General features: G+C 40.3%; 10 protein-coding genes. All 10 read right to left on the bottom strand.

Annotated elements, in window-relative coordinates; genetic code table 11:
* Window positions 1-75: 75 nt before the first annotated feature.
* Entirely contained in the window at window positions 76-735 is a 660-nt protein-coding gene (gene cmk, locus BQ7314_RS05070) for a (d)CMP kinase (RefSeq protein WP_174482626.1), read from the bottom strand.
* Window positions 732-2,051, bottom strand: a complete 1,320-nt coding sequence (gene aroA, locus BQ7314_RS05065; RefSeq protein ID WP_174482625.1) for a 3-phosphoshikimate 1-carboxyvinyltransferase — start codon at window positions 2,049-2,051, stop codon at window positions 732-734. The genes cmk and aroA overlap by 4 nt, the downstream gene beginning before the upstream one ends.
* Window positions 2,048-2,926: a prephenate dehydrogenase gene (locus tag BQ7314_RS05060; protein WP_174482624.1), complete on the bottom strand. Its 879-nt coding sequence runs from the start codon at window positions 2,924-2,926 to the stop codon at window positions 2,048-2,050. Before BQ7314_RS05060 ends, aroA begins: the two co-directional genes overlap by 4 nt.
* A complete protein-coding gene (hisC, locus tag BQ7314_RS05055; protein WP_174482623.1) occupies window positions 2,919-4,022 on the bottom strand; it encodes a histidinol-phosphate transaminase in 1,104 nt (367 codons plus the stop codon). Before hisC ends, BQ7314_RS05060 begins: the two co-directional genes overlap by 8 nt.
* 63 nt (window positions 4,023-4,085) lie before the next feature.
* Window positions 4,086-5,171, bottom strand: coding sequence for a prephenate dehydratase (gene pheA, locus BQ7314_RS05050; protein ID WP_174482622.1), 1,086 nt, complete (start codon window positions 5,169-5,171; stop codon window positions 4,086-4,088).
* Window positions 5,172-5,190: 19 nt separating this feature from the next.
* The gene (gene serC, locus BQ7314_RS05045; RefSeq protein WP_174482621.1) at window positions 5,191-6,270 is read right to left on the bottom strand and encodes a 3-phosphoserine/phosphohydroxythreonine transaminase; all 1,080 of its coding nucleotides are present in this window, start codon (window positions 6,268-6,270) and stop codon (window positions 5,191-5,193) included.
* The gene (gene gyrA, locus BQ7314_RS05040) at window positions 6,263-8,887 is read right to left on the bottom strand and encodes a DNA gyrase subunit A (RefSeq protein ID WP_174482620.1); all 2,625 of its coding nucleotides are present in this window, start codon (window positions 8,885-8,887) and stop codon (window positions 6,263-6,265) included. Before gyrA ends, serC begins: the two co-directional genes overlap by 8 nt.
* Before the next feature lie 130 nt (window positions 8,888-9,017).
* Window positions 9,018-9,896, bottom strand: coding sequence for an HDOD domain-containing protein (locus BQ7314_RS05035; protein ID WP_174482619.1), 879 nt, complete (start codon window positions 9,894-9,896; stop codon window positions 9,018-9,020).
* Window positions 9,889-10,467 carry a lytic transglycosylase domain-containing protein gene (locus tag BQ7314_RS05030; RefSeq protein ID WP_174482618.1) on the bottom strand — a complete coding sequence of 193 codons (579 nt, stop codon included), beginning with the start codon at window positions 10,465-10,467 and terminating at the stop codon, window positions 9,889-9,891. Before BQ7314_RS05030 ends, BQ7314_RS05035 begins: the two co-directional genes overlap by 8 nt.
* Before the next feature lie 4 nt (window positions 10,468-10,471).
* The gene (locus tag BQ7314_RS05025) at window positions 10,472-12,043 is read right to left on the bottom strand and encodes a MutS-related protein (RefSeq protein ID WP_174482617.1); all 1,572 of its coding nucleotides are present in this window, start codon (window positions 12,041-12,043) and stop codon (window positions 10,472-10,474) included.

Raw genomic sequence — 12,043 nt, 5'->3', positions numbered from 1 at the left:
CAGTATATGTAATCCTGATCTCTATCTCTGTAGTTAAAAAAATAGCTGTATATCATCACACAACCACCAAAAGTATTACTTAATAATCAAAGCCAGGACTTTATTTATAACCTCATCGATACTTAAAGCAGATGAGTCCAAATATAAAGCATCCTCAGCGATGGATAACGGAGCTGCTTTTCGTTCGCTATCACGACGATCACGCAACTCTATCTCTCGAGTAATTTGATCAAGATTAGCATCAATTCCTTTTTCTTTCAACTGTTTAAATCGTCTTTTGCCTCTTTCTTCAGCACTCGCCGTTAAAAACACTTTAAAAGGAGCCTCAGAAAAAACCACAGTCCCCATATCTCTGCCGTCAGCGACCAAGCCCGGTAACCGACGAAAATCTTTTTGTTTTTGCAATAAAACTGCTCGCACCTCAGGATACGCTGCAATAGTGGAAGCTACTGCCCCCGTTTCTTCACTAGGTAATCTATGGGTAATATCGACACCATCCAACTTCACAGTGAGCGAATCATTGCACTCAAATGCTAGTTGCATTTCTTGTGCGATTTGCGCAATGGCTGCCTTATCAGCTAAATCAGCTTGCTTATCCATAGCCGAAATAGCGAGTGAGCGATAAATTGAACCGCTATCTAAATAATTCCAGCCTAGTTTTTTGGCAACTGCACGACTTACCGTCCCCTTACCAGCACCACTAGGCCCATCAATGGTTAAAACAGGAATCGTCATACTTTTTCCTCACTGCTTATATCTAGCCCGAGCTGACTTGCTAAGGTAACAAAGCCTGGAAAAGAAGTATTTACATTAGCACAGTCATCAATAAGAATAGCATCGTTTGCACGCAAACCCGCAATTGCAAATGCCATAGCAATACGGTGGTCATGATGAGAAATGACTTTTCCTCCACCTATCACTCCACCTTGAATAATCATGCCATCTTCTGTAGGTTTCGCATTAACACCGAGTGTTTTTAACCCATCTGCCATTACCTGAATACGATCACTTTCTTTGACTCGTAATTCTTTTGCACCTGTTAAAACTGTTTCGCCTTCTGCACAAGCTGCCGCAACAAATATCACGGGGAACTCATCAATTGCCAATGCTACTAAGTTTTCTGGAATGGCAATACCTTTTAGTTGTGCACTTTGTACCCGAATATCAGCCACCGGTTCACCGCCAACTGTACGTTGGTTACTTAATTCGATATCCGCCCCCATGAGCTTTAAAATATCAATTATCCCAGTCCTAGTTGGGTTTACACCCACATGCTTTAAGGTTAAGTCTGAGTCCGGAGCAATAGAAGCACCCACTAAAAAGAAAGCCGCCGAAGAAATATCGCTAGGCACATCAATATCAGTTGCCGTTAATTTAACTTGTCTTGATATTGATACTTGACTGCCTTCTTTCTTAACTGGATAGCTAAAGCCCACAAGCATTCTTTCCGTATGATCACGCGTTGGCGCCGGCTCCACAACCGAGGTAACGCCCTCTGCATATAAACCGGCCAATAATAAACAAGATTTAACCTGAGCACTTGCAATAGGCATATCGTAATGAATGCCATGTAAACCAGCTTGTCCTCGTATTGTTAATGGTGCCCTACCTTGATCGGCACTCTCAATCACTGCACCCATTTGACTTAAAGGGTCAATAACACGTTTCATAGGGCGGCCTGACAATGACTCATCACCCGTTAATACCGCATCAAATTTTTGACCGGCTAACAAACCACATAACAAACGCATTGAAGTACCTGAATTACCCAAATATAGAGGGTCTTTAGGTGCTGTCAAACCATCTAGTCCGACACCATGAATTGTCACATTACCATTAATAGGCCCTTCAATTTCAACTCCCATTGCTTGAAAAGAGCGCAAAGTTGCCAAGGCATCTTCACCCTCTAAAAAGCCAGATACATGAGTGATGCCTTCAGCCAATGAGCCTAACATAATAGAGCGATGGGAAATTGATTTATCACCAGGCACACGCGCTTCACCGCGCAAATGACCGCCTGGTTGAACGGTAAAAGTAATCGATTGAGTCATAATTTTTGGTATTGATCTAAAAAACGTTGGCGCGCATTTCTGGCGTATGTAAAAGTATCGTACAATTCTTTGGTTTGGTTTTGCTCAAGCATTTGCTTTATGCCTTGCAACTCCATGCATAGCTCTTGAATCAAAGGCATTATGTGTGCTTTATTGGCCATACAAATATCCAGCCACATGGTTGGGTCACTTGATGCTATACGGGTAAAATCTTTAAATCCACCGGCAGCATACTTAAAAATATCCACCGTTTCATCTTTTTTACCCAATAAATCAACTAAAGAAAAAGCCAAAATATGCGGTAAATGGCTAGTCGCGGCTAATACGGCATCATGCTGCTCTACACTCATCAGTGAAACATCACTGCCAATGGCTTGCCAAAAGTTTTGTGCTACACATAAAAAATCAGGATCAGCTTGCTCAGCAGGCGTTAAAATCAAGCGTCTATTTTGGAATAGATCATCTAAAGCGGCTTCTACACCACTGTTTTCCGCACCTGCAATCGGATGCGCCGGAATAAAATTAGTGGGAATAAAGCCAAATACGTCTTGTAGTGCTGCAACGACATTACCTTTAGTACTGCCGGCATCCATATATAATGCCTCATCAGACCAGCAAGGCGCTAATTGCTTAAAAATAACAGGCATCGCTCCCACAGGCGTAGCAATCATAATGCAATCCGCACCTGTGACAGCCTCAGCCAAATCAAAGCTATAGCTATCAATAACTTTTAATTCTTGCGCGCGTAATAAGTTAGCACTGTCTTGCTCACGACCATAAGCACTAATCTCTTTGCATAGTTTATGCTTTCTTGCTGCTCGCGCAATAGAGCCACCAATCAGCCCTACACCAATAATGCAGAGTTTATTAAACATCGGCTAAAACAGCTTTTAAAGCCCGAATAAAAAATTCATTTTCAGCTTGAGTACCAATACTAATACGCAAATGATGAGGCATTTCATAATTAGCGACAGGGCGAACAATCACACCTTTATGCAATAGTGCGGTATTTATTGCACTCGCATCACGCTTTAAATCAACCGAGACAAAGTTACCTACTGATGCAACCCAAGACAATCCTAGATCGACAAAGGCCTTTGTTAATTGCTTCATTCCAGCATTATTAAGCGCTACTGTTTGTTGCAAATAATCAGTATCACTTAATGCAACTTCTGCTGCCACTAAGGCTAAAGCGTTATTATTAAATGGCTGTCGTACGCGGTTAAGAATATCTGCCATTTCAGGACTCGATAAACTATAGCCTATGCGTAAGCCTGCTAAACCATAGGCTTTAGAAAAGGTACGCGTAATCACTAGGTTGGGATATTGCGCTAACCACGCAATTGAGTTGGGATAATCTTCTTTAGAAATATACTCAAAATAGGCTTCATCTAAAACGACAATAACCTGCTCAGGCACTGCCGCCAAAAACTTACTTAAAGCCTGCTCGGTCAGGTAAGTTCCAGTAGGGTTATTCGGATTGGCAATAAAAATTAAGCGCGTTTTATCAGTCATTGCCGTAAGCATACCCGACAAGTCATGGCCATAATTAATCGCAGGAATTACTTTAGCCGTTGCGCCAGCCGATTGCGTTACTATAGGGTAAACAGCGAACGCATGTTGCGAAAAAACTACTTCTGAATCTGTGGTTAAAAAAGCTCGCGCTAAAATTTCTAAAATTTCATTAGAGCCATTACCTAAAGTAATCTGCTCGCTTGTTAGCTTATATTTTTCTGACAAGGCCGCTTTTAATGCAAAAGCATTGCCATCAGGATAGCGCGATAATTCCGAAAAACCTGCCTGTATCGCGGCCAGCACTTTTGTACTCGGGCCTAAAGGGTTTTCATTAGAAGCCAGTTTAACAATTTCACTTAGCCCTAATTCACGTTGTAACTCAGAAACAGGCTTTCCGCCTTGATAAGGAACTAATTTTTGTACGCCAGAAGTGGCTAATGCACTGATGCTTTGCATATATTTATTGATATTGTTTGGGGGAAAGGCGGATAAAAATCCGTCCTATAGATTAACTATTAGCTATAAAACTGCCTTAGGGTAAGACCCTAAAACCTTAATCATAGTAACGCGAGGCTGCAATTCATCTAATGCTAGAACAACATTCTGATTCGTTTTATGTCCATCAATATCTATAAAAAACAGATAATCCCACAATCCTTGGCGCGACGGGCGAGACTCAATCTTAGTGAGACCAATATTATGTTTAGCAAACGGCTCTAAAATACTATATAAAGCCCCAGGATTATTTTTTGTAGAAATCAATAATGAGGTTTTATCTTGCCCTGTAGAGCTAGCTGTTAAATTACCGACAATAACGAAACGGGTAGTATTATTTAACTCATCCTCAATATTGCACTCTAGCAAATTAACACTGTAAATTTCTGCCGACAATTCCCCTGCAATGGCTGCTGCACCTTGTTGTGATGATGCAATTCTAGCAGCTTCTGCATTACTACTGACTTCCGTACAACGAACATTGGGTAAGTTTTCTTCTAACCATTTACGGCACTGTGCTAATGATTGTCTATGCGAAAAAACCTCAGTAATTTCACTTAAATTTTCAACATTAGACAATAGATTATGATTAATTCTAAGTGCAACTTCACCACAAACTTGTAATGGCGATGTGACAAAGCGGTCTAAAGTATGCGTTACCATCCCTTCAGTGGAGTTTTCAATAGGTACTACGCCAAATTGACAATGATCACTTTCTACCGACTCAAAAATTGCTTCAATTGTAGATACTGGCTCAGCTTTTACTGCTTGACCAAAATGTTTAAACGCAGCTTGCTGAGTAAATGTACCTTCCGGTCCTAAATAAGCTACGTGTAAAGGCTTTTCCAAGGCTAAACAGGCAGACATTAACTCACGAAAAAACCGGGCTGCTGTATCATCGCTTAAAGGCCCTGGGTTTAACTCTTGAATACGCCTAAGCACTAAGGCTTCTCGATCAGGACGATAAAAACAAGTTTCTTCACCGTTAGCTATCTTTGTTTTTGCAACCTCTTCGGCCAACGCAGCGCGCTGATTAATTAACTGCAATATTTCCTGGTCAATAGCATCAATCTGATCTCTTAACTCAGAAAGGGGAGTTACGTTACTCATAGCGTCAATATAAAGTAATTTAGTGAGTTCGTTCAAATTCAGCCATAAACTGAACTAAAGCCTCCACGCCTGATTCAGGCATGGCATTATAAATACTTGCACGCATCCCGCCTAATAAGCGGTGTCCTTTTAATGCCAAAAATCCCTGTTCTTGAGCGGCCTTAAGAAAAACAGACTCTAGCCCCTTGTCAGCAAGAATAAAAGGGACATTCATACGCGACCTGTCAGCAATAGCAACAGCGTTGTTATACAAGCTAGAGCAATCGATAGCCGCATATAAACTTTGTGCTTTGCGTTGATTGACCTGTTCGATACTGGCAATTCCACCTTGCGCCTTTAACCACTGCAAAACTAAACCGACTAAATACCAACTATACGTTACTGGCGTATTAAGCATGGACTCATACTTCACTTGCTGTTGATAATTAAACACATTAGGCAGCGTTGATTGCGCCTTACCCAGTAAATCCTCTCGAACAATGACAACCGTTACCCCGGCAGGCCCCATATTTTTCTGAGAACCCGCGTAAATCAGGCCAAATTTACTGACATCAATCTGACGCGATAAAATATTAGACGACATATCCGCAACTAAGGGCAAACTACCCACATTAGGAATATTGGCAAACTCAAGACCATGAATGGTTTCATTCGATGTGTAATGCAAATAAGCTGCTTGCTGATCTATATTCCATGTTGATGGATCAGGTATAGCAGTAAAATTCTTCGTTTCAGCACTAGCGGAAACAACAACATCACAATAATTTTTAGCTGCTTTTAGCGCCTTTCCCGACCATGCGCCTGTGTTAACATAGCAAGCTTTATTTTTGTCGCCTAAAATATTAGTCGGAATAAATGAAAACTGTGCAGTAGCACCACCTTGTAAAAACAATATTTTGTAATTATCAGGGATTGCCATTAACTCTCTTAAATCACGATGTAAAACCTCAGCAACACCCATAAATTCAGGGCCACGATGACTCATCTCCATCACCGACATACCCGAGCCTTGCCAGTCAAGCATTTCAGCTTGAGCCTGCTGTAAAACAGATTCAGGCAGCATAGAGGGCCCAGCACTGAAATTATAGGTTTTACTCATTTTCAGGCTCACCCTTATGAGGGTCTAGAGTATCTAGTGGCTCATCTATTATTTCCTGAGCCTCAGTATCAACTGACTCATCTAGTTCTTCAACTAAACCATCAATTTTATCAACACCTACTAATTTTTCCGTCGCATCTAAACGAATAACTTTAACACCTTGGGTATTACGACCTACAATTGAAATCTCATTAACTCTGGTACGCACTAATACACCACCACTCGTAATTAGCATAATTTCATCATTATCTGAAACTAAAACAGCCCCAACTACGTTGCCATTTCGTTCAGACGTTTGCATTGCAATCATGCCCTGACCGCCACGCTTATGACGCGTAAATTCTTCTAATTTAGTACGCTTACCATAACCATTTTCAGTAACATTGAGTACTGTACCTTCCGAAGATGTAATCATAGAAATAATCTTCTGCCCCTCACCAAGACGCATACCACGAACACCCGTTGCCGTACGCCCCATAGAGCGAACATCCGTTTCGCTGAAGCAGTTTGCTTTACCATTACTACTAAATAACAGAATATTCTGTTCGCCATCAGTCACAGCAACGCCGACTAAGCTATCACCCTCACGTAAATCAATGGCAATTTTACCGTTAGATCTTTGACGCTCAAATTCTTTTAGAGGTGTCTTCTTAACGGTTCCGGCTGCTGTTGCCATAAATACAAACTGGTTTTCACTAAACTCACGCACCGTCAACATGGCACTGATTTGCTCATCTTTTTCTAAAGGCAATAAATTAATAAACGGCTTACCGCGCGAGGCACGACTTGCAATCGGCAGCTGGTACACTTTTAGCCAGTAAACTTTACCAGCAGAAGAAAAGCACATAATCGTATCATGTGTATTAGCAACTACTAATTTTTCAACGAAGTCTTCTTCTTTAGTCGCTGTTGCAGATTTACCACGACCACCACGACGTTGTGCCTGATAATCCTCAAGTCGCTGGGTTTTCACATAACCTTCATGTGACATAGTAACAACCACATCTTCTTCAGTAATAAAGTCCTCTTCAGACAAGCTTAAAACATCTCTGACAATCTCAGTACGACGCTCATCAGCATATTCTTCCTTAATATTTTCTAATTCTTCACGAATCACTTCCATTAAACGAGTTGCACTGCCTATAATTTCCAGATAGCCATCAATTAATTCTAATAATTGCTTATATTCGTTGACGATTTTCTCTTGTTCTAAACCTGTCAAGCGATGTAAACGTAAATCTAAAATAGCCGAAGCTTGCGCCTCAGAAAGACGATATTCAGCCCCATGTATACCAAAGATTAACTCTAAACCATCCGGTCTCGAACGACTTTCATCAGCATTTTCTAATAAAATAGCAACTAAACCAGCATCCCAATTTCTAGATAAAAGCCCGGCTTTAGCTTCTGCAGGATTTGCAGCCGCTTTAATTAAAGCAATCATCTCATCGATATTGGACATAGCGACAGCCAAGCCTTCCAATACATGCGCACGTTCACGCGCCTTGCGTAATAAGTAAATGGTACGACGTGTCACCACTTCACGACGATGATCCACAAACGCATGCAGAATTTCTTTTAAATTCATGCACTTTGGCCGACCATCTAAAATGGCAACCATATTAATACCAAATACAGTTTTCAGCTGTGTTTGTTTATATAAATTATTCAACACAACTTCAGGTACCTCACCACGACGTAGCTCAATAACCATACGCATACCATCTTTATCAGACTCATCACGCAGACCTGAAATGCCTTCGATTTTAGCTTCTTTAACTAATTCAGCAATTTTTTCTAATAAACGGGCTTTATTAACTTGATAGGGTAGCTCGGTAACAATAATCGCTTGCCTACTGCCGTCTTTGAAATCTTCGAAATGACTGCGCGCACGGATATGTGCTCGCCCTCGCCCCGTCGTATAGGCATCATAAATCCCAGAAATACCATTAATAATCCCAGCCGTTGGGAAATCAGGCCCTGGAATATATTCCATTAAATCTTTAATACTAACATCAGGATTATCAATAAGTGCCAAACAGGCACTAATAACTTCAGCCAAATTATGGGGGGGAATATTGGTTGCCATACCTACAGCAATACCAGAAGAACCATTCACTAATAAAGCGGGAACTTTTGCAGGTAAAACGACAGGCTCTGATTCCGAGTCATCATAGTTAGAGGCAAAGTTTGCCGTTTCTTTATCTAAATCTGCTAACATTTCATGCGCAATTTTTGCCATACGCACTTCGGTATATCGCATTGCAGCAGGCGAATCACCATCAACCGAGCCAAAGTTTCCTTGACCATCAATCAACATATAGCGTAAAGAAAACGGTTGTGCCATACGTACAATCGTATCGTAAACCGCCGTATCACCATGAGGATGATATTTACCGATCACGTCCCCAACGACACGGGCAGATTTTTTATAAGGCTTATTCCAATCATTACCTAATACACTCATCGCATATAAAACGCGTCGATGAACTGGCTTCAGACCATCCCTGACATCAGGAAGTGCACGTCCTATAATAACGCTCATTGCATAATCAAGATATGACTTCTGCATCTCGTCTTCGAGATTAACTACGGTAATTTCTTTGGCAAATTCTGACATGGGTCCATCTATATAAAAAAGCTAATAATTCGATTTATCGGCAAGTGTTTCTTAAATAATCTAGCCTTTTATAACCAGATCAACATGAATTGCAGCAGCCGCTTATTATAGCAAGTTTAGACGCTTAAAATTAATAAAACTTCTTTCCTGACGCCAATAACTCAAAGAATTGCCTGACATCTTCTTGTGCTTGCAATAACAGAGTGAAAAACTGCTTCTGATCTAAGCTAATTAGCGACTTACGCTCAAAAGGAATGGCTTCCCACAACTCACTAACCAAATCTTGGTCATACACCAGCGCCGTACAAAAAATAGTCGCTATATGCAGTATTTGAGCATCTAAGCGGTGTGCTAAAGCTACTTCAGGCGTTAATTGATAAGCAATCGCCTCATGCAAAGAATCAGGCAAAGCCCAAGACTTAGCTAATTCACCCCCAACATCAGCAAAAGTAAAGCCGATCATTTCTTGCTCAATAACAGGCACTAGCTCGGCATTATAATCAGCCAATTTAAGCACTTTTGACGACAACTCAGGAAGCTTCTGATAGAGAACTAGGGTACCAATTTTATGCAATAAACCAGCTAAAAATAAACGCTCTGCATGCAAAACCGAACTTTCTTTCGCTAACAATTTAGCGACTACCCCACACTGAACACTTTGCAACCAAAAATCAGTCATATCTACCAAATCGCTAGGTATATCATTAAACACATCTACCACAGAAGTGGCTAAGACCAAGCTTTGTAAGTCCTTAATACCAATTATCGTAACCGCCCGACTAATCGTATCAATACGCGATTGAAAACCATAAAAAGAACTATTAACCAATTTAAGTAAACGCATACTAAGCGCAGGATCTTTAGCAATAACCTGACCTATCTCAAGTGCAGTAAACCTTGGGTCATTGACCATTTTTTCTATTTGATGATAGATATCAGGCAAAGAGAACAAAGTAATACTGCCCTGCACTAAAGATTCAGCTGTCAAAGTGACATTAGCATCAACCATGACTTTTCTTATACAGACTTAGAACATGCTTTACATATTTCTGAGTTTCGGGATACGGTGGGACTTGATTATGATATTTTTTGACCGTATTTTCCCCCGCATTATAGGCAGCAATAGAAAGCTTTAAATTATTATCAAATAAACCCAACAAATACTTTAAATATCGAGTGCCAGCAAAAATATTTTGCTTCGGATCTTTACGGTTTGTGGCACCATATTGACGTGCCGTCGCTGGCATTAGCTGCATTAAACCCACTGCCCCAGCACTAGAAATAGCTTTTGCATCATAAGCCGATTCTGCATGAATAACTGCATGTACTAATTTTGGATCTAAACCATGCTTTTTAGCTGCGGCCGCAATGATAGGCGTATATTTCTTTTTGTTTTTTTGTAAATGTTTAAATGCACCCGCATAACCCTTAGGTTTACTACGAATAATCAGTTTATATTTTTTATGCTTAGGTTCATCAGTATAATAAACACTACCATCAGCAGCAGTATATTTATAGACATCAGCCGAAACAGCAGATGCAACCACCAACAAACTAATAAAAATTAACAACGCTCGCATTTGCTTAGTTATCCGCCAAATAACCCGCAATATCTTCCTTGGAGAAACCAATTTTCTTTGCCACTCGATGCGCATGACTAACGCGTGAGATTCCTGGAATTAGCTTATGAGTTGGATTTTCACCAACAAACTCAACCTGTAAAGCGACCCCCTTATGCTCTGCAAGAAAGTAATCAACTAACTGATGATTATGGGTAATGAGAATCGTATTGTTACCTTTTTGATAGAAACCATTCAATATATTCGCTGAAGTTTCCATTTTTTCTTCAAAAGTTGTCCCTTCAGATAGCTCATCTAAAACGACTAAACTTTTCGCTGTACTTGCTAAAAATATATCTTTAGTACGTTTTAATTCTGTACCAAAACGCCCCTCACCATCATCTAACTGACTAATTTCAGGGACTTGATAAAAAATCCTGTCTGCAACCGTTAGTGTTGCTTGCGTCGCGGGGACATAACTACCAATCTGTGCCAGCACCTGAATTTGCGTTAAGGTTTTACAAAATGCCGTTTTACCACCACTATTCGGGCCGGTAATGAACACTAATTTTTCAGTATCAATAGAAAAATCATTAGCCACATAAGTAGGGTCAACTTTGCTTAAGACTGGGTTTTTAGCATTTTTCAAATTGATTTTATGATGCTCTGCAGCAATCAACTCGGGCAAAACCATAGACTTAATATTAGACTCCGCATATTGCACTAAGGATAATAGCTCATCAACCTTACCTAGAGCATCTAACACCTTAGCTACGTCATCCGATTGCCGATATTCTTCACGCAAAGGTTTAATGCAACTGTCCCGATCAAAGCCGCCAATAACAGGAAAATAAACTAAAGCGAGCGGCACAAGAAAAATAGCGAACATCGGCGAAAAGCTTAGTAAACCAATCGGCACGAATAAATTAACGACAATTAAAGAGGCAAATATCAAGCCAATTAATAATGGCTTAAAAATACGCGGTTTAAAAATAATAGCTGGACTTAAGCGTTTTCTATCTAATTTGCTTTGTATTCCTTTTTCAGTAATATAAGCAGGACCTGACATTAATGAATAAGCACGTGTTTTAGTAAATGCTTTAACCTCGTTCAGCAGCGTATCAAGATAAGTACTTTTCGGTTTCTCAAGTGCCAATAAGCCAGCGACAAAACCTAATATAAAACGAGTTCCGCGCCTATATTGCGTATAACCATAACCCTCAATCTCTACATCATCTCTCGCTGTTCCACCTGTACCTAAAAATTTAGCAAATAACAGCTGATAAAAAGACTTTTCATCTTTTTTAGCATTTGCCACTAAACGCTGGAAAGTCGCTTTTAACTCAGAATTTTCTTGTATTTCTTTAAGTGCTTCTTGCTTATCTACAATCGCTTGTAAACTATCCAAGGGTTGCGCTAAAGAGCGATACAATACCGCTTGCCCAATCGTCGTTTGCGCATAATTAATGGTATTGAAAACATGATCAACCTCAATACTTTTAAATGCGCCGGCATCTAGTACGCCTGCACCTGTTTTTGCTGGTTGGCTAATTCGAACTTCAGGCCACTGCCCATTCCACGCTTTTAAAATAGTCAT

Source organism: methanotrophic endosymbiont of Bathymodiolus puteoserpentis (Logatchev) (assembly GCF_900128525.1).
Taxonomy (GTDB): domain Bacteria; phylum Pseudomonadota; class Gammaproteobacteria; order Methylococcales; family Methylomonadaceae; genus Methyloprofundus.
This window is presented reverse-complemented; position numbering and strand designations above follow the sequence as displayed.

What these genes read in the sequence shown, in the direction of transcription:
- hisC (WP_174482623.1), bottom strand. Translation starts at nt 4,022, where the DNA reads ATGCAAAGCATCAGTGCATTAGCCACTTCTGGCGTACAAAAATTAGTT.
- cmk (WP_174482626.1), bottom strand. Translation starts at nt 735, where the DNA reads ATGACGATTCCTGTTTTAACCATTGATGGGCCTAGTGGTGCTGGTAAG.
- BQ7314_RS05030 (WP_174482618.1), bottom strand. Translation starts at nt 10,467, where the DNA reads ATGCGAGCGTTGTTAATTTTTATTAGTTTGTTGGTGGTTGCATCTGCT.
- BQ7314_RS05025 (WP_174482617.1), bottom strand. Translation starts at nt 12,043, where the DNA reads ATGACTATTTTAAAAGCGTGGAATGGGCAGTGGCCTGAAGTTCGAATT.
- BQ7314_RS05060 (WP_174482624.1), bottom strand. Translation starts at nt 2,926, where the DNA reads ATGTTTAATAAACTCTGCATTATTGGTGTAGGGCTGATTGGTGGCTCT.
- aroA (WP_174482625.1), bottom strand. Translation starts at nt 2,051, where the DNA reads ATGACTCAATCGATTACTTTTACCGTTCAACCAGGCGGTCATTTGCGC.
- gyrA (WP_174482620.1), bottom strand. Translation starts at nt 8,887, where the DNA reads ATGTCAGAATTTGCCAAAGAAATTACCGTAGTTAATCTCGAAGACGAG.
- serC (WP_174482621.1), bottom strand. Translation starts at nt 6,270, where the DNA reads ATGAGTAAAACCTATAATTTCAGTGCTGGGCCCTCTATGCTGCCTGAA.
- pheA (WP_174482622.1), bottom strand. Translation starts at nt 5,171, where the DNA reads ATGAGTAACGTAACTCCCCTTTCTGAGTTAAGAGATCAGATTGATGCT.
- BQ7314_RS05035 (WP_174482619.1), bottom strand. Translation starts at nt 9,896, where the DNA reads ATGGTTGATGCTAATGTCACTTTGACAGCTGAATCTTTAGTGCAGGGC.